This window comes from Pseudomonas mandelii (assembly GCF_900106065.1).
Classification (GTDB): Bacteria; Pseudomonadota; Gammaproteobacteria; order Pseudomonadales; family Pseudomonadaceae; genus Aquipseudomonas; species Aquipseudomonas mandelii.
This window is the reverse complement of the sequence record NZ_LT629796.1, coordinates 2,196,569-2,219,206: the sequence shown is the minus strand read 5'-3', so window position 1 is coordinate 2,219,206 and position 22,638 is coordinate 2,196,569. Positions and strand designations below refer to the sequence as shown.

Sequence of the window (22,638 nt, the reverse complement as noted above, 5' to 3'; positions counted from 1 at the left end):
GGCAAGGGAGGGAACAGACAGGCGCGAACGGCCTGTCTGTGTATATCGGAAGGACTATTTACCGATGCAGAAGCTGGAAAAAATACGTCCCAGCAGATCATCCGAGCTGAATGCGCCGGTGATCTCACCCAAAGAGTGCTGAGCCTGGCGCAAATCTTCCGCCAGCAGCTCACCAGCACCCGCCAGAGTCAACTGCGCACGGCCATGCTCAAGGGATGCGCTGGCGTGTCGCAACGCATCAAGGTGACGCCTGCGTGCACTGAAGCTGCTTTCCGAAGTCTGCTCGTAACCCATGCAGGCCTTGAGATGTTCGCGTAGCAATTCCAGCCCCATACCGCCAGATTTGGCACTAAGGCTGATGGTGACGTGGCCATCGTCACTGACTTCCAGGGCAATCGCTTCTCCCGTCAGGTCAGCCTTATTACGGATCAGCGTAACTTTTGCCGGATCCGGGCGGATTTCAAGGAACTCCGGCCATAACGCAAACGGATCAAGTGCCTCAGGAGCGGTCGCATCGACCACCAGCAACACCCGATCTGCTTCGCCGATGGCTTTCAACGCCCGCTCGACGCCGATTTTTTCCACCTGGTCATCGGTATCCCGCAGACCGGCGGTGTCGACCACGTGCAACGGCATGCCATCGATGTGGATATGTTCGCGAAGAATATCCCGGGTGGTGCCGGCAATCTCGGTCACGATCGCGGCTTCTCGACCGGCCAAGGCATTCAGCAGGCTGGACTTGCCGGCATTTGGCCGGCCGGCAATGACCACGGTCATCCCGTCGCGAAGCAAAGCACCTTGCCCAGCTTCACGAAGTACTGTGGATAATTCATCGCGCACTTTGTCGAGCATGGCCAGTACGTGGCCGTCGGCCAGGAAGTCGATTTCTTCTTCCGGGAAATCGATCGCAGCCTCGACGTAGATGCGCAGGCCGATCAACTGCTCGGTGAGGTTATGCACACGCAGGGAGAATGCGCCTTGCAACGAACGCAGTGCATTTCGCGCAGCCTGTGCAGAACTGGCCTCGATCAAGTCGGCGATGGCTTCCGCCTGGGCCAGGTCGAGCTTGTCGTTGAGGAAGGCGCGTTCACTGAATTCTCCTGGCCGAGCCAGACGACAGCCCAGTTCCAGACAACGTTTGAGCAGCATATCGAGAACAATCGGCCCGCCATGCCCCTGCAGTTCAAGCACATCTTCGCCGGTGAAGGAGTTCGGTCCGGGGAAATACAGCGCGATGCCTTCGTCCAGCACCTCTTCGTTTTCGTTGAGAAACGGACCGTAGTGGGCAAATCGAGGTTTCAATTCCCGACCGCTGATCGCCCTGGCAGCAATGCTCGCCAACGGCCCGGAAATACGGACGATGCCCACACCGCCGCGACCTTGAGCGGTGGCGACAGCTGCGATGGTTTCCCGAGGAACGCTCATAAACCAGTACCCAGACAAAAATGACAGATAGCAAAACGCCCCACTAGGGGGCGTTTTGAGTGGTTATCCACAGTGTAAATCAGGCAGCTGCTTTGGTAGCTGCTTCGACTTTACGAGTGATGTACCACTGTTGGGCGATGGACAGGCAGTTGTTCACAACCCAGTACAGCACCAGACCAGCCGGGAACCACAGGAAGAAGAAGGTGAAGATGATTGGCATCAGCTTCATGACCTTCGCCTGCATCGGATCCGGAGGAGTCGGGTTCAACTGCTGCTGGATAAACATGGTTGCACCCATGATGATCGGCAGAATGAAGAACGGATCCTTGATCGACAGGTCAGTAATCCACAGCATGAACGGCGCTTGGCGCATTTCAACGCTTTCCAGCAGAACCCAGTACAGCGACAGGAAAACCGGCATCTGCACGAGGATTGGCAAGCAACCACCCAGCGGATTGATCTTCTCTTTCTTGTACAGCTCCATCATGGCTTGCGACATTTTCTGCCGATCATCGCCATGTTGCTCTTTCAGCGCAGCCAGTTTCGGTGCCACTGCACGCATGCGCGCCATGGATTTGTAGCTGGCAGCCGACAGCGGGAAGAAAATCCCCTTGATCAGCATGGTCAGGAAGATGATCGACCAGCCCCAGTTACCGATCAGCGCGTGGATGTGTTGCAGCAGCCAGAAGATTGGCTGGGCAATGAACCACAGAATGCCGTAATCGACGGTCAATTCCAGACCTGGGGACAACTCTTTCAGCACAGCCTGGCTTTTTGGACCAGCGTACAGAACAGCGCTGACTTCGGCTTTTGCACCTGGTGCAACGGTCACTGCCGGAGCGGTGTAGCCGATGATGTAGTTGCCTTTGCTGTCTTTACGGGTCTGGACGAGGTTGTTTTCGCTCTTCGCCGGAATCCACGCGGTCACGAAGTAGTGTTGCAACCAGGCAACCCAACCGCCGTTAACGGTTTCTTTCAGCTGAGCCTTGTCCATGTCCTTCATCGACACTTTCTTGTACGGCTCGTTACTTGTCCACAGGGCAGCGCCCAGGTAAGTCGCGGTGCCGGTGGCAGTGCTGGAAGAAGGATCGGAGCTGGCGTCACGCTTCAGCTGGGCGAACATCGCACCCGACCAAGGCTTGGCGCTTTCGTTGTCGATCAGGTAGGAAACGGTTACGTCATACAAGCCACGTTTTACGGTGAAACGCTTGATGTAGTTGACGCCGTCCTTGCTGAACTTCAGGTCCACGACCATTTGGTCCTGACCGTCAGCCAGTTGGTAGATCTTCTTCTCGGAGGAGTAAACCGGGCGACCGGCTGGACTTGCGTCCGGACCGTCGGTGCCGATCAGACCGCTCTGGGCCAGATAAGTCCGCTCGTTGCCGTTATCGAACAACTGGAATGGAATTTCCGGATGGTCCTGGCGACGTGGATACAGCGGCAACGTCAGTTGGGCAACATCACCACCTTGTGGATCGATAGCCAGGTTGAGCACATCCGTTTTGATCTGGATGAGGTCTTTGCTTACAGCCACTGGTGTTTCAGTAGGTGCAGTTGCACTGGTATCACTTGGTGCGCGTGGAATGTCGTCACTGACAGAAGCATTATTGCCAGTCGCCGTGTCCGGTAGGCCCGGTGCGGTAGTACTGGAAGCAACATTCTGAGTCGGCAGGGCAGCCTGGCCATAGTCCTGGTTCCATTTAAGAACCATAACGTAGGACACGATTGCCAGGGCGACGATCAGGATCGTGCGTTTGATATCCATGATTACTCGGCCATCGAAGAAGAACGGGAGGTAGGGATAGGCGGAACCGGGTCATAACCACCGGGATTCCACGGATGACAGCGACCTAAACGACGAAAGGTCAGCCAGCCACCGCGCAGAAGGCCATGATTTTCTATGGCTTCATACGCGTAGCAGGAACAACTGGGGTAGAAACGACAGTGACTGGCCATCAGAGGACTAATGGCATAGCGATAAAACTGGATCGGAACGAGTGCCAGTTTACGCATCGGGACTGTCTACCCCTACAGTTTCGGTTTTGACTGCTGGTACCGGCTTGCTACGTGCCAGACGCTTCCAGAGCTTGCCGAAATGCTGAATCAATTCGGGGTTTTCTACGTCACCCAAACCTTTGCGCGCGACGATAACGATGTCCCAACCGACCAGTGAATCCTGGTTCAGGCGAAACGATTCGCGCATCAGACGTTTGAGGCGATTGCGCTCGACGGAGAGCTTTACGCTCTTTTTCCCGATAACCAACCCGAGACGGGGGTGATCAAGATCGTTGTTGCGCGCAAGGAGCAGGAGATTTTTCCCCGGAACCTTGCCGGTAGGGGAGTCAAAGACTGCCTTGAAATGCCGGGGAGTAAGCAGACGCTTTTCCCGACTGAAGTCCTGACTCACCTCCAGTGCCGGATTATCAAACTGCCAGACGCGCACGACCTTTGGCGCGACGACGCGACAGGACGGCACGACCGTTCTTGGTAGCCATGCGAGCACGGAAACCGTGGGTACGAGCGCGTTTGATAGTGCTTGGTTGGAAAGTACGTTTCATTGTCGTGTTACCTGGTTCGTCCACAACGGGCCGGAATGGCCCCCGTTTTAAGAGACCGGGGATTCTAGAGAAAGCAAGCCTCTAGGTCAATTTCCAACCAGCGTTTCCTTATAAATAGATCTCCAGGCCTTTTCTCGTCCGCACGCCTTCGCTAGATATAGAAATAAAGAAGGACGTTATTTAAAGCTTTTTTGTAAAGCTTATAAAAGCTAGGGAGGCGATCTTCTGTGGATAACTACCTTTAGCCCTTCTATCCCGTGCTGTACAGAGAATGACAACTACGGTGGAAAACAGGGGGCAGCCTGTGCTGCACTGTCGGATAAGCTGTGGGTGGAATGGCCAGTTATCCACAGGCGGGTTATCCACCGAGTTTCACCCCCACTTGTCCAGTGCCCTCATGGGCGGTTATCCACAGAGCTTATGCACATACCATTGGTCGCCTTTTTGGCGGTTAACGCGTTGATAATTCATGGCCTGTGCGCAACCTGCATGTGGATAAGTGGGCGTCTGGCCGCTACAATGGCCGCTTGTTTTTGCCTCACCGGCTTTCAACTTAGGGGATATCCGTGTCAGTGGAACTTTGGCAGCAGTGCGTGGAGCTTTTGCGCGATGAGCTGCCTGCCCAACAATTCAACACTTGGATCCGTCCACTACAGGTCGAAGCCGAAGGCGACGAGTTGCGTGTCTACGCACCGAATCGTTTTGTTCTCGACTGGGTCAACGAAAAGTACCTGGGCCGCGTCCTTGAACTACTGGATGAGCATGGCAATGGCATCGCGCCCGCGCTCTCCTTATTAATAGGCAGCAAACGCAGTTCGGCACCGCGTGCGGCACCAAATGCACCGTTGGCCGCCGCTGCTTCCCAGGCTCAGGCCGCTCAAGCGCCTGTCAGCGCTCCAGCGCCAGCCCCGGCGGCCGCACCGACCAAGCGTGCGACGCAAAAAGTGGCGGAGGTCAGTGAAGAGCCGTCACGCGACAGCTTCGACCCGATGGCCGGCGCCAGCTCGCAACAGGCTCCTATTCGGTCAGAGCAGCGCACGGTGCAAGTCGAAGGCGCGCTCAAGCACACCAGTTACCTGAACCGCACGTTCACCTTCGAAAACTTTGTCGAGGGTAAGTCCAACCAGCTGGCCCGGGCTGCCGCCTGGCAGGTCGCGGATAACCCCAAGCACGGTTACAACCCGCTCTTCCTTTATGGCGGCGTCGGCTTGGGTAAGACTCACTTGATGCATGCTGTGGGTAACCATCTATTAAAGAAGAACCCGAATGCCAAGGTCGTGTACCTGCACTCGGAGCGATTCGTCGCCGACATGGTCAAGGCCCTGCAGCTGAACGCGATCAACGAGTTCAAACGCTTCTACCGTTCGGTGGATGCACTGCTGATCGATGACATTCAGTTCTTCGCTCGCAAAGAGCGGTCCCAGGAAGAGTTTTTCCACACCTTCAACGCCCTGCTTGAAGGTGGCCAGCAGGTCATTCTTACCAGTGACCGCTACCCGAAAGAAATCGAAGGCCTTGAAGAGCGCCTTAAATCCCGCTTCGGCTGGGGCCTGACGGTCGCCGTCGAGCCGCCGGAGCTGGAAACCCGCGTCGCGATCCTGATGAAAAAGGCTGACCAGGCCAAAGTCGATCTGCCACACGATGCGGCGTTCTTTATTGCCCAGCGTATCCGCTCCAACGTCCGTGAGCTGGAAGGCGCGCTTAAACGCGTGATCGCACACTCGCACTTCATGGGCCGCGACATCACCATCGAGTTGATTCGCGAATCCCTGAAAGACCTGTTGGCGCTGCAAGACAAACTGGTCTCTGTGGATAACATTCAGCGCACGGTCGCCGAGTACTACAAGATCAAGATTTCCGATCTGCTGTCCAAGCGTCGTTCTCGCTCGGTCGCACGTCCGCGTCAGGTTGCAATGGCGTTGTCCAAAGAGTTGACTAACCACAGCCTGCCCGAAATCGGCGATGTGTTTGGTGGCCGCGACCATACGACCGTTTTGCACGCCTGCCGCAAGATCAACGAACTTAAGGAATCCGACGCGGACATCCGCGAGGACTACAAGAACCTGCTGCGTACACTGACTACTTGATGAACACCAGCGCAGCTTATTAAGGCAAGGGACTAGACCATGCATTTCACCATTCAACGCGAAGCCCTGTTGAAACCCCTGCAACTGGTCGCAGGCGTCGTCGAGCGCCGACAGACCTTGCCGGTGCTCTCCAACGTGCTGCTGGTTGTCGAAGGCCAGCAACTGTCGCTGACCGGTACCGACCTGGAAGTCGAGCTGGTCGGTCGTGTGCAACTCGAAGAGCCTGCGGACCCGGGTTCCATCACTGTGCCTGCGCGCAAGCTGATGGACATCTGCAAGAGCTTGCCGAACGATGCGCTGATCGACATTAAGGTCGATGAGCAGAAGCTCGTCGTGAAGGCCGGTCGTAGCCGCTTCACCCTGTCGACCCTGCCGGCCAACGATTTCCCTACGGTCGAAGAAGGCCCTGGCTCGCTGACTTGCAGCCTGGAGCAGAGCAAGCTGCGTCGTTTGATCGAACGTACCAGCTTCGCCATGGCCCAGCAGGACGTGCGTTATTACCTGAACGGCATGCTGCTGGAAGTGTCCGAAGGCATCATCCGCGCCGTGGCCACCGACGGTCACCGTCTGGCGATGTGCTCGATGAAGGCCGATATCGGTCAGCCGGATCGCCATCAGGTCATCGTGCCGCGCAAAGGTATTCTTGAACTCGCGCGCTTGCTGACCGAGCCGGACGGCATCGTCAGCATCGTGCTGGGTCAACACCACATCCGCGCGACCACCGGCGAGTTCACCTTCACTTCGAAACTGGTCGACGGTAAATTCCCTGATTACGAGCGCGTTCTGCCAAAAGGCGGCGACAAGCTGGTACTCGGTGATCGCCAAGCGCTGCGTGAAGCATTCAGCCGCACTGCGATCCTGTCCAACGAGAAGTACCGCGGTATCCGACTGCAATTGGCCAACGGCCAGCTGAAAATTCAGGCGAACAACCCGGAGCAGGAAGAAGCTGAAGAAGAGGTCGGCGTCGAGTACAACGGCGGCAATCTGGAAATCGGCTTTAACGTGAGCTATCTGCTCGACGTGCTGGGCGTGATGACCACCGAGCAGGTTCGCCTGATCCTGTCCGACTCGAACAGCAGTGCGCTGGTGCAAGAGTCCGACAACGATGACTCGGCCTACGTTGTCATGCCGATGCGTCTGTAATCATGCTCAGCAGAAGCTAGATGTCTTTAAGTCGCGTCTCGGTCACCGCGGTGCGTAATCTGCACCCGGTGACCTTCTCCCCCTCCCCCCGAATCAATATTCTTTACGGCGCCAACGGCAGCGGCAAAACCAGTGTTCTGGAAGCCATTCACCTGCTGGGGCTTGCCCGTTCGTTTCGTAGCACCCGATTGTTGCCCGTCATTCAGTACGAGCAATTGGCATGCACGGTATTTGGGCAGGTTGAATTGGCCGAGGGTGGCCACAGCGCGTTGGGGATATCTCGCGACAGGCAGGGCGAGTTTCAGATTCGCATCGACGGCCAGAACGCTCGCAGTGCGGCGCAACTGGCGGAGATCCTGCCGCTTCAGTTGATTAACCCGGATAGCTTCCGCTTGTTGGAAGGCGCACCGAAGATTCGTCGGCAGTTTCTCGACTGGGGTGTGTTCCACGTGGAACCGCGATTCATGTCCACCTGGCAGCGCTTGCAGAAGGCCCTGCGCCAGAGAAACTCTTGGCTGCGGCATGGTACACTTGACGCCGTTTCGCAAGCGGTTTGGGACAGGGAACTGTGCCAGGCCAGCGCTGAAATAGATGAATACCGCCGCGCTTACATCAAAGCCTTGAAACCAGTCTTTGAACAGACCTTGAGCGAACTGGTTGAGCTCGAGGGTTTGACGCTCAGCTATTACCGCGGTTGGGACAAGGACCGGGAGTTGAGTGCTGTGCTCTCCGGGTCCCTTCAGCGGGATCAGCAAATGGGTCATACCCAAGCCGGACCACAACGTGCTGATTTGCGCCTTAGGTTGGGTGCACATAACGCCGCGGACATCTTGTCCCGTGGTCAGCAGAAGTTGGTGGTCTGTGCATTGCGGATTGCCCAAGGGCACCTGGTAAGCCAGGCCCGACGCGGCCAGTGTATTTATCTGGTGGATGACCTGCCGTCCGAACTGGACGAGCACCACCGTCGCGCGCTTTGCCGCTTGCTGGAAGACTTACGCTGCCAGGTGTTTATCACCTGTGTAGATCATGAATTATTGAGGGACGGCTGGCAGACGGAAACGCCAGTCGCTCTGTTCCACGTGGAACAGGGCCGTATCACCCAGACCCACGACCATCGGGAGTGAAGGCATTGAGCGAAGAAAATACGAATACCTACGACTCAACGAGCATTAAGGTGCTGAAAGGCCTGGATGCCGTCCGTAAACGTCCTGGTATGTACATTGGTGACACCGACGATGGCAGCGGTCTGCACCACATGGTCTTCGAGGTAGTCGACAACTCCATCGATGAAGCGCTCGCTGGCCACTGTGACGACATCAGCATCATTATCCACCCGGATGAATCCATCACCGTTCGCGACAACGGTCGTGGCATCCCGGTAGACGTGCACAAAGAAGAAGGCGTTTCGGCAGCCGAGGTCATCATGACCGTGCTGCACGCCGGCGGGAAGTTCGACGACAACTCCTACAAAGTATCCGGCGGTCTGCACGGTGTAGGTGTTTCGGTGGTCAACGCCCTGTCCGAAGAGCTAGTCCTGACCGTTCGCCGCAGCGGCAAGATCTGGGAACAGACGTACATTCACGGCGTTCCGAAAGAGCCGATGAAAATTGTTGGTGAGAGCGAAACCACCGGCACCCAGATCCACTTCAAACCGTCCGATCTGACCTTCAAGAATATCCACTTCAGCTGGGACATCCTGGCCAAGCGGATTCGTGAACTGTCCTTCCTCAACTCCGGTGTCGGTATCGTCCTCAAGGATGAGCGCAGCGGCAAGGAAGAGCTGTTCAAGTATGAAGGTGGCCTGCGTGCGTTCGTTGAATACCTGAACACCAACAAGACTCCGGTCAACCAGGTGTTCCACTTCAACATCCAGCGCGAAGACGGCATCGGCGTGGAAATCGCCCTGCAGTGGAACGACAGCTTCAACGAGAACCTGTTGTGCTTCACCAACAACATTCCACAGCGCGATGGCGGTACTCACTTGGTGGGTTTCCGCTCCGCACTGACGCGTAACTTGAACACCTACATCGAAGCGGAAGGTCTGGCGAAGAAGCACAAGGTCGCGACCACCGGTGACGATGCCCGTGAAGGCCTGACCGCAATCATTTCGGTGAAAGTCCCGGATCCGAAGTTCAGCTCCCAGACCAAAGACAAGCTGGTGTCTTCCGAAGTGAAGACCGCGGTCGAACAGGAAATGGGCAAGTACTTCTCCGACTTCCTGCTGGAAAACCCGAACGAGGCCAAACTGGTCGTCGGCAAGATGATCGACGCGGCTCGCGCTCGTGAAGCGGCGCGTAAAGCCCGCGAGATGACCCGTCGCAAAGGCGCGCTGGATATCGCCGGCCTGCCGGGCAAACTGGCTGACTGCCAGGAAAAAGACCCTGCCCTGTCAGAACTGTACCTCGTGGAAGGTGACTCTGCTGGCGGCTCCGCCAAGCAGGGTCGCAACCGCCGGACCCAGGCCATCCTGCCGTTGAAAGGCAAGATCCTGAACGTCGAGAAGGCGCGCTTCGACAAGATGATCTCTTCGCAAGAAGTGGGCACCTTGATCACCGCGCTGGGCTGCGGCATCGGCCGCGACGAGTACAACATCGCCAAGCTGCGTTACCACAACATCATCATCATGACCGATGCTGACGTCGACGGTTCGCACATCCGTACCCTGCTGCTGACCTTCTTCTTCCGTCAGTTGCCGGAACTGATCGAGCGCGGCTACATCTATATCGCTCAGCCGCCGCTGTACAAGGTCAAGAAAGGCAAGCAAGAGCAATACATCAAAGACGACGACGCCATGGAAGAGTACATGACGCAGTCGGCCCTGGAAGACGCGAGCCTGCACCTGAACGAGGATGCTCCGGGTATTTCCGGACCTGCCCTTGAGCGTCTCGTGAACGACTTCCGTCTGGTAATGAAGACTCTCAAGCGTCTGTCGCGACTGTACCCACAGGAACTGACCGAGCACTTCATCTATCTGCCTGCTGTCAGTCTGGAGCAATTGTCTGATCACGCAGCGATGCAGAATTGGATGGCCCAGTACGAAGTCCGTCTGCGCACTGTCGAGAAGTCTGGCCTGGTCTACAAAGCCAGCCTGCGTGAAGACCGTGAACGTAACGTCTGGCTGCCAGAGGTCGAACTGATCTCCCACGGCTTGTCGAACTACGTCACCTTCAACCGCGACTTCTTCGGCAGCAACGATTACAAAACCGTTGTATCCCTGGGCGCTCAACTGAGCACCTTGCTGGACGACGGTGCGTACATCCAGCGTGGCGAGCGCAAAAAGCCGGTCACCGAGTTCAAGGAAGCCCTTGAATGGCTGATGGCTGAAAGCACCAAGCGTCACACCATCCAGCGATACAAAGGTCTGGGCGAAATGAACCCGGATCAGCTGTGGGAAACCACCATGGACCCAAGCCAGCGCCGGATGCTCAAAGTGACCATCGAAGACGCCATTGGCGCAGACCAGATCTTCAACACCCTGATGGGTGATGCGGTCGAACCTCGTCGTGACTTCATCGAAAGCAACGCCTTGGCGGTGTCTAACCTGGATTTCTAATCCAGCAGCTGATGTAGGTTCACTGAATAGTTGCGTACTTTCACAAATAGATGGTTCTATAACCTCCAGAGTTAAGGACCATATTAAAAAGGCCCGCTTACAGCGGGCCTTTTTTTGCACTTGAAAAAGGCCGAATAAGATACCAGAGCGCGGGTACGAGTGACTTGAAACAGAAAAAATACTTACCACTTTCATTTATAAGCGATATGAAAAATACCACTAGAGGTTTAATGGGTTTGATGGTTTTAGCGTTGCTTAAGTATAAGTACATTATACCTTGTTAGTTTTATTGGTAGATCATCCATGTGATGGCCAAGTCAAAAAAACATGCGGATTTTAGGTTTGGGTCATGGATTTTCCTAATATGCTGGAATACTATTTAATACCTAAACTTTCAGGTAAATAACTGTTCTGATAGTGAAATCAAAACCTTACTGAAAATAATTGAAGCCGAATCTTAATTCACGAATTTCTAGAGATAGCGCGTTTAGAGGATAACCGTATAACGGAATACCACCTGAATGATGCTAGCTATAAAACCAGATGGGAAAAATGAACAGCAGGAGGTGTGAAATGTAAAAACGCGACCAAAACCCAGGGGGCTTTGACCGCGCTGATTTGAAGCAGAATTGCTGTCTAGGAAACCGCAATTTCAGCTTTTTTTCAGCTCCTGTCAATCCCCTCCCATCATTTCGACTTTATCGAGGCTGCTCGACGGGAAAGTGTTGCCTGTCGGTCGTGGTCCTTGATTACCGGTCTGTACCCGTCTTTCGCGGTGCAGCGACGGTGCACGTCTATGGAGGTGTGCGATGGCAGTACGTAAGGTAGTTACTCGCAGCTCATGTCATTTCAGGGGGTACTTCCCTTCTCTGAAAAATGGTCATTCCGTGGCCTGGGAGTCCCAGCTGGAAGGAGGTTTTTTTCGGTTACTCGAGCTATCCCCAGACGTTCTTCGCTATGAAGTGCAGCCATCTCGGGAAAGGTTTCGATTGGGTGATTCGTTCGTAGATTACGTTCCTGATCTCCGCGTTTTTCTTGCGAACGGTGGCGAGTGGTGGTTCGAAGTTAAGCCAGAGAAAAAGCTCCTGATCAAAAGCGTCAAGCAAAAGTTGGAAGCAGCCATGGTCCACTTCTCTGAAACTAATAGAAGTTTTTCAGTAGTTACTGATGGCCAAATATGGAGGGAACCGCTGGCGAAAAATTTAAGAAGTATTTTGTATCACCGCCGCGGTCCGTTACTTTCGCAATCCGATCTAGCCGAACTCATCCTAAAATTAGATAAATACAAACCGCAAAAATTAGAAGAAGTTGTGTCAGTTTTTGGAGAAATGGAAGCTTGGCGTTTACTAGGGCTGTGCATCATCGGTGTCGACTTGGAAAAGCCGCTGACTCACAAAACCCCGGTTTTTCTATCTGGAGGACATCGCCATGCAAACCTTTTTGCTTAAGGCGAAGTTAGTTGTTGTTATCAATGGTACGACAATGTCGCTTCAAAGGCGGCTAGTCGACAGACGTTTGCTTTTCTTCGATGAATTGGGCGAACCAACTACGTTGACCGAATATGAGTTTCAGCTCGGATATGAACGACGGGAAATTGAAATTAGCGAAGAGCAACCTTATCTAGGGGAGGTTCCTCATGTAAGGAACGTTGCCCCGGATCTGACCTGTTTCCCTTTGAAACAACGTGAAGAAGCCTTACGCCGTCGTAGATATCTAGAGGGCGTAATGGAGGGTAATACCATTCTACCTAATAAAGAATCGTTGAAAGAAAAATTAGCAGAGGTCGCAGCGAATCTCAAAGATGCATCTGTTCCTTCTGTTTCTACCATTAGAAGATGGTATTCAAGATTTGTAGGTGGAAGTGTTGTAAAACTTGTTCCAAAACATACTGATAAGGGGAGGTCCAACGTAATATCTGGTGAGTTGGAAGAAATATTAAAAAATGTGATAGATGAAATATATCTTCAATTGCAGCGGCACACAATATCGGTAGTAGTGGGGGAATATCTAAAGCGAGTCGATGAGAAAAATGCGTTGCGCCTTCCTACGGATCAGCTAACCAAACCGTGTGGTATGACTGTTCGTAGGTACATTGCCAAGCTCGACCCATACGAGGTTGATGTACGTCGAATAGGTAAACATGCTGCCAAGAAAAAACACCGGGTTGCGGGTGAATTGCTCGTGGTTGACGGCATCTTAGATCGCTGGGAGATCGACCACACCCAGTTAGATGTGCAGCTGGTAGACGAAGAAACTGGGTTGGTGATTGGGCGTCCCTATATCACCGTCGTGCTGGATAAATTTTCCCGCATGATCATGGGCTATCTTCTTCACTTAGCTGCCCCTAACACTGAGACGGTTCTGCGCGTCATCGAGCGCTCCATTCGTCCTAAGGCGGCTTTTTTAGAACGCTTTCCTAAGGTGCAGAACGAGTGGCGTGCTCATGGGCTGCCCGCCCGACTCGTTCCTGACAATGCCGCCGAATTCCATGCAGACGACTTGATCGCTGGATTCAACGAGCTAGGTATCGAGATTATGTACCCTCGATCCAGGGGGCCAGAGTTGAAAGGTTCAGTGGAAAGATTCTTCCGCACTCAGAATCTGGGATTGATTCATAACCTACCAGGCACGACTTTTTCCAATATCCAGCAAAAGGGTGATTATAAATCAGAGAAACATGCTTGCTTCACACTCGCTCAGCTTGAAGCCAGCGTGGTGAAATGGATCGTTGATGGTTACCACCAAACTCCCCACCGAGGTCTTAACGGAAAGACTCCTGCACAAATATGGGCTTCCGGTGAGGCATGCCGACTTATCAAGCTGCCCGTTGATCCTGACGCACTTGAATGTATTCTTGCACGCCGAAGTTTGGTGCAGGTACATCATTATGGTATTGAAATCGATGGTTATGGTTACCATTGCCCTGAACTTTCAGAGTTGAGAGCGCGGCTGAAACCAAAAGAAAAAATAAGTGTTCGATATCGCGATGAGATCGACCATGTCTGGGTTCACGATCGTTTTAGAAATGTGTTTTTACAGGTTCATATAAAGGACAAAAGCATGCTCGGGTTGAGCCGTGAACTATTGAAAGCGGCAAAAAAAGCTCTTAAAGAGAGTGGAAACTTCAATCCTAGTTTCGAGCAAGTTCACCAGTGCTATCGCGACATAAGAGATGATGTCGAACAGGCACGCCGTTCTCAAAAAATACGCACACGTCGGGCAGTAGCTCGCGCTAAGTTAGATAAGGACGGCTGGAAGATCCGCGCAGCTAAACCTCAAATCGTATCTGCTGAGATGGATTGGCTAGACAAACCGATTACAACCGGTATCGCAACACCGTTCAAAGTTACTTATCGTCGTCCAGACACGGGGAGTAAATCATGAGTAATTATAAAGAAAACCTGGCCCAATTTTCCCTTCGTCACCACTTCATCCTTAGCCCTCAAGCAGAGCGAGCCCTGACCCGCCTGATTGAAGTCCATGGAGACACGCGGCGGACAGGGACCAGCAAAGGACTGGTTATACAAGGGCCAAGTGGTGTGGGGAAAAGTACATTGATCAAAGAGTATGTTAGAGAGTTGGAATCTGCAAAAAGAAAGGAGGGGGTACATCGCTCCGTACTCATTGTAGAAATTCCATCCTCTCCCACCAAAAAGAACCTGGCAACGGCAATGCTGACGGCGATGAAAGACCCTTACGCAGACTCTCGAGGTCACTCTGCAGAAACGAAATTTGCGAGGATCATTCTACTTTTAAGCAATCTTGGCGTTGAGGTGGTCGTTTTAGACGAAGCGCAGCATCTCGTGGATTACAAGCGTAATGATGCGTACGAAGCCGCAGATTGGATCAAGAGCATGATGAACGAGACTAGTATTACTTTCGTGCTCGTCGGCCTGAAGCGGACTGAAGGTCTGCTTTGGGCCAACGAGCAACTGCGTCGAAGATTCTCTGCCACGGTTGATTACAACCGATTCATGCTGACGGAGTCCTGTTGGACACAGTTTGCGATGCTGCTCCAAGGTATTCGTGAATTGCTGCCGGTGGCGTCTATTAATTTTTCGGACAAAGAAATGATCCGCCGTTTTTACCTGGCTTCGTTTGGTTTGATTGACTATTTAATCAAAGTTATAGATCGATCTGTTTGGTTGGTGCAGCATCGAGACGCAGAGGGTATTAATCTTCCGATACTTTGCGAGGCGTTTAAAGATGAAGTATGGAGTGCTGCGCCTGAGGAACGTAATCCCTTTAGTGATGCGTTCGACTTCAAACCATTGATTAGGGATTGTGAACCTTTCGAAAACTTCGACATTATCGCGGCTTAAGACTAACAATGCCCGGTGGTAATCACCGGGCATTGATGATCGCTTCATTTTTTCGATAGGTTCTATAGGTACAATATTTATGTTTGATTTGTTGGTGAATCCTGCACCTAAGCACGATGAGAGTTTATCTGGTTATCTACATCGCTTGGGGGATTGTAATGGTCTATGGAATGGTGAAGTTATAAAATTGTTCAAAGACCTCACAGATGAACAAGCGAGTAAATGGCTAGATGAGGATATTAGGCCTGTAAGCTGGAAAGATGTGGCCTTAGAAATTCGGGCCCCACAATTCAATATTCAGAACGTCTGGTCATTAATAAATATTAAGTATTGCCCGGTTTGCTTAGCAGGGGGATTTTATTGGCGTGAATTATGGGATTTAACTCTCTATACGACCTGCATATTCCACAATGTAAACCTCGTATATAAATGCCCCATGTGCCAAGAAAAATCTACTCTAAAACTCCTTATCACAAAGTGCTGTGAAAAATGCCAGCACCCTGTATTTGAGACGTTGGAACCAGACAGGCTAGTCGACGAATTCAGAATTTGGATTTCGGCCGAACTTGAAAAACGTCTTCGACACGGTCGCGACAAAAATTTAGAAGGTATTGATTCACTAACATATCAACAGTTTAACTTTTTAGCCATTCGTCTCGGAGTAAGGGTAATAAGTCTTAAATGTTTCATGAATATGATAGTCGTTTCAACAGTATTTCGGGATGTGGCTCCTGACTTAGCCGTTGCTGCTGGCGAGATGTTTTTGGGGTGGCCTAAAACGTTTCATAGTTTACTCACTGATCTAAAGAGGCAAAGGGCTTCTAGTCATCCATGGAAATTAGGTTTAGCATTTGGGCCAATTTACAACGATGTATATTTGTCGTTAATTGACCAGTGCTACGATTTTATTCGTAGTGAGTTCGAAAAGTACGTTATTCGGTACTGGGAAGGGCCGCTGGCTATAAGAAACCGGCGTTTAAGCGAATGTACGCTGCTTGCGCATCGTTGGCTTCCATACAATCAAGCGGCGCGAACTGTTGGGCTACCTGAAAACTTTCTCCGAAGGATGCGGTTGTCTGGTGAGCTTGATGATCGAGAGTTCACGTACCCGTGTGGGAAAACGGTCGCGGTGGTTGATATCGAAGAAGTTCGTAAGCTTTCTTTGGTTCGGCATGAACCTCTTAATTTACGAGAGACGTCTCGTTTGTTAAGCCTAAGTCGGAAGCGTATCGAGCAGTTGATAGATGCTGGGGTACTTAGATTTTTTGGAGGTTGTCCGAGTGCTGGAGAAAAATGGTTGGTTGACTACAATTCAATAGTTGCGCTCAGGCCATCAGAGTTTTTGACAAGTCCGGGCGAAGATTTTTTAACTATCTCACAGATTGCTAAGCACTATCTGCCCACATCGAGCGGGCTAGTGGAGTTGGTGAGAGCAATTCAGTCTGGCGAAATATCTGCGTTTTGCAGAGCAGACTCAGACACTATAAGTATGGGTAAATGGCTGGTTAGCCAGAATGAGTTGGTGCTAAATAAAATATTAGTCAATATTTCATCTCAAGAGAAAGGTATGTCAGTTGCCAACGCAGCAAAAATGTTAGGTGTCAAGGAAGAGGTAGCTTACGCAATGGTACGCCTTGGCTGGCTGAGAAGCGACATAGTTCAATGTTCACGACGGTCCGCCTTTGTTGTCAGTCTCGAAGCGATACAACATTTTAAACGAAACTATATTCTCGCCCCAGAAGCTGCGCTGATTCTGAATGCACCTAGAGTAAGAATTACATTCAAGTTGCAAGAAGGGGGCTTTTTGCCCGTAGCGGGCCCAGGTCTTTTAAATGCCCGCTGCCGACAATATGTATGGCGTCGGAGTAAAAAATTAGTGGCTTATCTTGCTACAGCAGGAAAATCTTGAAAGTTACGCGAATGATTTTTTCTTGCCGATGCATGGTACTATACTTATCAACAAATAGATGATCTGATCTTGAATGTAGTTTCCGATCAACTGAGAGCCGGCTTATTTTGCTTTTAAGTCGGATCTCTTGTTTTCAGGATTTTTGCTGCAAACGACTGTAGCGACGCAAAGTGCCCACCACCGGCCCGATCTAAATAGGCTCCATGCATACCAAATTCTATGGGGCCATCGCAATCACATCTCATTGAATCACCAATCATCCACGATTCTCCGTAAGCGCTCCATGAACCCCACATTCAAAGCGCTTAGCTGATGCCGGATGCTGTGCTCCCGATTCTCTCAGGAGGCCAGCTCGTCATGATGCGACCCGACGCCAAAGTTCAAAAAGTTTATCTCTACCCCAAGCCCGTGGACTTCAGAAAGTCCATTGATGGCCTCGCTGCGCTGGTCGAGCTGGACATAAAAGTGGCGGTGTTCGACCCCGTGCTTTTTGTATTCCTGAATCGCCACCGTAACCGGGTGAAAATCCTCTACTGGGAGCGCAATGGCTTCTGCCTTTGGCTTAAGCGCTTGGAGTCTGAGCGTTTTAAAACATCACCCGATGCCGCCGACGAGGCCATCGTGTTGACGGTTCAGGAGCTGAACTGGCTGCTCGACGGTTTTGACCTGTGGCGCAACCGCCCTCATCAAGTTTTGACTCCAAGATTCGTCGCCTGACCGGTATAATCCGGGCATGAATTTAATGCCCGAAGACCTCCCAGATGACCCTGTTCTGCTCAAGCAAATGTTGCTTGAGGCGCTCAGCCGTCAGCAGGTTACGGCTGAGGCATACCAGACTCATATCGTCGATCTGAAAGAACAGATCAAGCTGCTGCGCGACCGCCTGTTCAATCGTAAATCTGAGCAGACCGTTGAACCCAATACCCCGCAATTGGCGCTGTTCAACGAGCCCGAAAGCGAGCCGATGCCTTCCGTCGGCGACGCTGACGAAGAAGTTGTGGCTCCGGCGCCACGTCGCGGCAAGCGCAAGCCTCTGTCGGCCGATCTGCCGCGTATCGAAGTCATCCACGAACTGCCCGAGCACGAACTGACCTGTGCCTGCGGTTGCCGCAAGCATGTGATCAGCGAAGAAGTCAGCGAACAGCTGGATATCGTGCCGATGCAGATCCGTGTCATCAAACATATCCGCAAGGTTTACGGTTGCCGTGGCTGCGAAACGGCACCGGTCACCGCCGACAAACCGGCTCAACTGATCGAAAAGAGCATGGCCAGCCCGAGCGTTCTGGCCATGTTGCTGACCACCAAGTACGTCGACGGCTTGCCGCTGCATCGTTTCGAGACGGTGTTAAGTCGACACGGTATCGATATACCAAGGCAAACACTGGCGCGCTGGGTGATGCAGTGCAGCGAACACTTTCAGCCACTGCTGAACCTAATGCGCGACCGATTACTGGAAAGCCCGGTGATCCATTGCGATGAAACCCGTGTTCAAGTATTGAAAGAGCCAGGTCGAGACCCGACCAGCCAATCCTGGATGTGGGTACAAACCAGCGGTCCGCCAGATCGTAAAGTCGTGTTGTTCGACTACACGTCCAGCCGTGCGCAGGAGGTTCCGTTGCGTCTGCTGGAAAGTTATCGCGGCTATGTGATGACCGATGATTACGCGGGCTATAACGCCTTGGCGTTGCAGCCGGGGGTTGAACGGCTGGCCTGCATGGCCCATGCGCGCCGCAAGTTGGTCGAGGCTCAGAAAGTGCAGCCGAAGGGCAAGACGGGACGTGCCGATATCGCCCTAACAATGATCAACAAGCTGTATGGCATCGAGCGCGAGCTCAAGGACAGCGATGATGAACAGCGTTTAATCGGCCGTCAGCAAAAGAGCGTACCGATCCTGGCTCAGTTGAAAAGCTGGTTGGAGAAAACGCAGCCCCAAGTCACGCCACAAAGTGTGCTGGGCAAGGCTGTTAACTATCTTGCCAACAACTGGAACCGGCTGGAGCGGTACGTGGAAGCCGGCTTTTTACCGATCGACAACAATGCGGCCGAACGGGCGATAAAACCGTTCGTTATCGGTCGTAAGGCGTGGCTGTTCAGCGACACGCCCAAAGGCGCTACCGCCAGTGCTCAGATCTACAGCCTGGTGGAGACCGCCAAGGTCAACGGCCAAGAGCCTTATACGTGGCTACGCCACGTACTGGAGCAGTTACCACATGCGCAGTCGGTCGCGGATTATGAAGCGCTGCTGCCGTGGAACTGTTCGCCAGAGATACGACGTTAAGCCTGACCCTATCGTGGGGGGGGGGTGGATCGTACGCTATCGAGACCTTTCGATATCCTTTGCTGTACCGCCAAATCCACTCAACACGTAATAGACTCGGTACGTTTTTTGGGCCTCCAAAGCCCTGTAAAAACGGAAAATCCTACCCCCGGTACAAAAATAGTCCTACCCCTGGTACAGGTCAAAAATGGCTCACATGAGCACAGATGGGGCGTACTTCTCCATTTTCGTGGCATTTATGTGGCATTTGAATGGCACTTAAATACCACAGAAATAGGGCCCATCTTTTGTGCCACCTGAAATACCTGGCCTTGGCATTTTTATGCCACTGAAATAACCAAACTTTGGCATTTTTGTGCCACTAAAATAGCCAAACATTGGCATTCTTATGCCAGCAAAATGGTAGGTGAGCTATTTATGTGCCACAGGTAGAGAAATATACGGGGCACCGCGTCTGGGATCAGGTGGTAACTTTGAATGCGGGGTTCATGGAGCGCTTACGATTCTCCAGGTAGCACACCAACGAGTTGTGTCACATGCTGATAGATTTTGAATGATGGTTTGATTGCTCCGATCGCAAAACTGTATGCGTAACCATCCAGATTTGGGTAAAGCCTTTCGATTGCGGATGCATATGGTTGGGCAAGATTGGAGCAAACCGCGACCTTTACGCCAGCAGCCTGGAGAGCTGCCACCGCAGCGACTCCATCAGAATAAGCCTGGATGCTGGTCAACTCTTCATGAAGCCCTTCCTCAAGTCGAATCATGTACCTGTTCTCAACAGTGATTCCGAAATACTCCGCGGCTTGTCTAAGGTCCATGGACATAGACAGTAGATCCTCCGCGTCACTGACTTTGGGCCTTCGACCTTGTTCGATCCCGATTTTTAGGATCTTCCGATAGGGATTTGTTCCGACACCTATTTTTACCAGCGTGCCGAATGCATCAAATATAACTGCCAAAACGGGCATGTAAGAGCACCCCTTTTAGGACGGGATTTTAGTTGCGACGGAATACTTACCGTATTACCGATCATAGACTCCTCCAGGCTTAATGTCAGCGCGAGGTTATACGTCAGACCAGCGAATCTATCTTGCGAATAATGCGAGAGTTTTTATAGCGCAACAATATCCTCGGCATCAATGTGTCTGCGTCTCGGTAGTGTGCAGGGGTGTATCCCATCAAGCCTGAGTACTTGGAGGCTTGCCCACCCAGCGGCTCATATAGGCTATGGAACTCTGCCTCTTCCCCGATCGTGCGCAGCCGTTGGTACTGGCGTTTGCAGAATGCGCATATATCAAGGTAAAGCGGAATGAACAGCGGCCCAGCTGTGTATTTGGCGCCCGCTAAGGCATTCTGAAAGTGTTCGAGTGCCAGGTCATCGCGCCCTGACGACATAGCCTCCATCGCTGCCCGCCATTCATTCATCCACACTGGCGAGGCTGGGGTGCAGTTATACCAGCGGTCGATGCTTAGCGAGTCGAAGGACGGGCCGTACCAGTAGTCCAGCGCGGTGGGAATGCGGGTATCGCTCTCTGCAAGGTTGCTCCACAGCCTGAGAGTTTTTGCATATTGCCGATAAGTTTCCAGCGAAGCTTCAATGACGGCTCCATCCGCCGGGTCATCGTTTTCAAACAACATGTCCAGGGTATCGGTCACTGGCAGTAGGCTACTCACTGTGCCTCCCTGCGGATAAGACGCGCTTTGCTTGGACTGTTCAGTGGCTCCGCATTCGAGCACCTGAAGGGTGAGGTTGTGGCAGATGAACGCCGAAAAGGCCTGGGTCGAAAACGTACTTTCATCGACCTTGTCTCTCAGCAGATACGCCAGGGGCCGCACGGTGTCTAATACGCAGGAGAACTTGATCTTGTTGTTTTTGGCGAAACGCCCCGCGGTCTGTTTTGACTTTGTGTCAGTGAGCGTTGATTTAAGGTCGCGGGCCCACACCTCGGCGTCGGTTACATCTGGGGTTTTGGCACTTTGATGAAACTGGTGCAGCTTATGCCGGGAGACACCGCATTCGCTCAAGGCAGAGTCAAGGAAGTCGACGAGTGGCCACTGGCTCTCTGCCAGGGTCGCGCAGGGCCAAATAGTGCCTGCGGGGGACTCGGCAACCAGAGTTCTGACCAAACGCGTAAGTGTTTGGTCGAGAAAATGATGATAAGGACCCGCCTGGGTGGCAGGGCACTCTCTTAGGAATTCGCGATAGTACATCGTCGCTGACTGGTAAAAGCAGACCGCCAGTTGCGAGACACCATATCGGGCATACCGCTCCTCGATCAACGCTTCGATATATTTCCCGAGCTCGACAAACTCATCATGCGAGCCAAAGTCGGAACGGGCCAGCTCCTGGACCCAAGCATGAACAGTTCTGTCTTTTTTGGTAAGCGTGGCTTTTTGCGGGGCCATTTGCGTAGTGACGGCCACCAATTCATTTAGCGAGCCGTATACACCGTCTGCTTTTTTTATAGCCTCGAACGCTTCGTGCATTGCCGCGCGCCGGCTCTTTTCGGTTGCGGGAACCGTGAAGGTAATGTCGTTATTATCGCTGGCCCATAGCCCCAAACAATCGCACACCACCTTGTTGAAGTAGCCCAGTGTCGGCATTTTATGATCGGTCAGCACCACGGTTCCGTCCTTCTGATGAATGTGCCACCAGTTTAGGTAATACGGCAGGCAGTTCTAGGTATCAAAATCGTAATCGTGGTACTTGGCCCAACATTAAACGTGTGTCAGGCACCAGAACTTTCATCCCGTTGGCTCGGCGATTGGCGGTATAAGTCCGGCCATCGCGCCTTACGTGATTAGCCCGGCAGCCTCTTATGGCCGCAACCGATCGATTTCGCTCGTCCGCTACCGGGTGATCCAGCGAAGCACCAGTTCTTGGGGCCCAGAGCTCAATGGCGGATCTGGCCCTCTGTCAATTTTTTCGATGGGTAGATGACTTGTCCGGATGGTTACGCGCACTCGCTAGAATCGATCATATGGTTAGTGCTGTCGCTCTCGCCCAAGAGGTGACAATCCAGATATAAGGCAGCTGAAGGCTTCCACCCCAAGAGAAAAAAGAGATGGAGGGGCTTAGGCCCTATGTCAGAAGTGAAAACAGCATTACGATCGGTGTGTAGTTTTGGCAGGCAACCGTAAAAGCGGGTCGTCATATGAGTAAAAACAACAAGCTTTCGGAAGACTCGAGTGCTGAGGATATATTGGAGGTCAAACGACTAGCCAGAATCAGGCTTATAGATGCGTTTTACGCGGCAGATAGCGAGAGCCTTGAACTAGCGGCCCAATATGTCAAAGCTGCATTACGCGGCAAAGGTTCGATTCCGAGACCCAAAAGGTTCAGTAGCCTAGGTAGCGACG

General features: G+C 52.5%; 17 protein-coding genes. 10 read left to right on the top strand and 7 right to left on the bottom strand.

Annotated features, from left to right (window positions below; all coding sequences use genetic code 11):
* Positions 1-54: 54 nt before the first annotated feature.
* The 5 genes from mnmE to rpmH form a co-directional block, all read right to left on the bottom strand.
* Positions 55-1,425 carry a tRNA uridine-5-carboxymethylaminomethyl(34) synthesis GTPase MnmE gene (gene mnmE, locus BLU63_RS10000; RefSeq protein ID WP_010465483.1) on the bottom strand — a complete coding sequence of 457 codons (1,371 nt, stop codon included), beginning with the start codon at positions 1,423-1,425 and terminating at the stop codon, positions 55-57.
* A 79-nt stretch (positions 1,426-1,504) separates the two neighbouring features.
* Entirely contained in the window at positions 1,505-3,190 is a 1,686-nt protein-coding gene (yidC, locus tag BLU63_RS09995; RefSeq protein ID WP_083375398.1) for a membrane protein insertase YidC, read from the bottom strand.
* 2 nt (positions 3,191-3,192) lie between these two features.
* Complete coding sequence (gene yidD / locus BLU63_RS09990; RefSeq protein ID WP_010465488.1) at positions 3,193-3,438, bottom strand: membrane protein insertion efficiency factor YidD; 246 nt, start codon at positions 3,436-3,438, stop codon at positions 3,193-3,195.
* Positions 3,431-3,832 carry a ribonuclease P protein component gene (gene rnpA / locus BLU63_RS09985; RefSeq protein ID WP_010465490.1) on the bottom strand — a complete coding sequence of 134 codons (402 nt, stop codon included), beginning with the start codon at positions 3,830-3,832 and terminating at the stop codon, positions 3,431-3,433. Before rnpA ends, yidD begins: the two co-directional genes overlap by 8 nt.
* Before the next feature lie 16 nt (positions 3,833-3,848).
* Entirely contained in the window at positions 3,849-3,983 is a 135-nt protein-coding gene (rpmH, locus tag BLU63_RS09980) for a 50S ribosomal protein L34 (RefSeq protein WP_003213577.1), read from the bottom strand.
* Between the two features lie 566 nt (positions 3,984-4,549).
* On the opposite strand from rpmH, the gene dnaA reads away from it, so the two are divergent.
* The 10 genes from dnaA to tnpC all read left to right on the top strand — a co-directional run bounded on the left by dnaA (position 4,550) and on the right by tnpC (position 19,275).
* Entirely contained in the window at positions 4,550-6,070 is a 1,521-nt protein-coding gene (dnaA, locus tag BLU63_RS09975) for a chromosomal replication initiator protein DnaA (RefSeq protein WP_083375397.1), read from the top strand.
* 39 nt (positions 6,071-6,109) lie between these two features.
* Positions 6,110-7,213, top strand: a complete 1,104-nt coding sequence (gene dnaN / locus BLU63_RS09970) for a DNA polymerase III subunit beta (protein WP_008155702.1) — start codon at positions 6,110-6,112, stop codon at positions 7,211-7,213.
* A 20-nt stretch (positions 7,214-7,233) separates the two neighbouring features.
* A complete protein-coding gene (recF, locus tag BLU63_RS09965; protein WP_083375396.1) occupies positions 7,234-8,337 on the top strand; it encodes a DNA replication/repair protein RecF in 1,104 nt (367 codons plus the stop codon).
* A gap of 5 nt (positions 8,338-8,342) precedes the next feature.
* Positions 8,343-10,766 (top strand): DNA topoisomerase (ATP-hydrolyzing) subunit B, encoded by a 2,424-nt coding sequence (gene gyrB, locus BLU63_RS09960; RefSeq protein ID WP_010465497.1) that lies wholly within the window; start codon positions 8,343-8,345, stop codon positions 10,764-10,766.
* A gap of 809 nt (positions 10,767-11,575) precedes the next feature.
* On the top strand, positions 11,576-12,214 hold the full coding sequence (locus BLU63_RS09955) for a TnsA endonuclease N-terminal domain-containing protein (protein WP_083375395.1): 639 nt from the start codon (positions 11,576-11,578) through the stop codon (positions 12,212-12,214).
* Positions 12,195-14,150 carry a DDE-type integrase/transposase/recombinase gene (locus tag BLU63_RS09950; RefSeq protein ID WP_083375394.1) on the top strand — a complete coding sequence of 652 codons (1,956 nt, stop codon included), beginning with the start codon at positions 12,195-12,197 and terminating at the stop codon, positions 14,148-14,150. Before BLU63_RS09955 ends, BLU63_RS09950 begins: the two co-directional genes overlap by 20 nt.
* Positions 14,147-15,088, top strand: a complete 942-nt coding sequence (locus BLU63_RS09945) for a TniB family NTP-binding protein (protein WP_083375393.1) — start codon at positions 14,147-14,149, stop codon at positions 15,086-15,088. The genes BLU63_RS09950 and BLU63_RS09945 overlap by 4 nt, the downstream gene beginning before the upstream one ends.
* A gap of 79 nt (positions 15,089-15,167) precedes the next feature.
* Positions 15,168-16,997, top strand: a complete 1,830-nt coding sequence (locus BLU63_RS09940; RefSeq protein ID WP_083375392.1) for a TniQ family protein — start codon at positions 15,168-15,170, stop codon at positions 16,995-16,997.
* Between the two features lie 357 nt (positions 16,998-17,354).
* Positions 17,355-17,714: an IS66 family insertion sequence element accessory protein TnpB gene (tnpB, locus tag BLU63_RS09935; protein WP_231990920.1), complete on the top strand. Its 360-nt coding sequence runs from the start codon at positions 17,355-17,357 to the stop codon at positions 17,712-17,714.
* 16 nt (positions 17,715-17,730) lie between these two features.
* The gene (tnpC, locus tag BLU63_RS09930; RefSeq protein WP_077750535.1) at positions 17,731-19,275 is read left to right on the top strand and encodes an IS66 family transposase; all 1,545 of its coding nucleotides are present in this window, start codon (positions 17,731-17,733) and stop codon (positions 19,273-19,275) included.
* A gap of 497 nt (positions 19,276-19,772) precedes the next feature.
* Here the strand turns inward: tnpC and BLU63_RS09925 are convergent, their stop codons facing one another.
* Both BLU63_RS09925 and BLU63_RS09920 read right to left on the bottom strand, forming a co-directional pair.
* A complete protein-coding gene (locus BLU63_RS09925) occupies positions 19,773-20,246 on the bottom strand; it encodes an HAD family hydrolase (RefSeq protein ID WP_083375391.1) in 474 nt (157 codons plus the stop codon).
* 103 nt (positions 20,247-20,349) lie between these two features.
* Entirely contained in the window at positions 20,350-21,903 is a 1,554-nt protein-coding gene (locus tag BLU63_RS09920) for a hypothetical protein (protein WP_083375390.1), read from the bottom strand.
* Between the last annotated feature and the right edge of the window lie 735 nt (positions 21,904-22,638).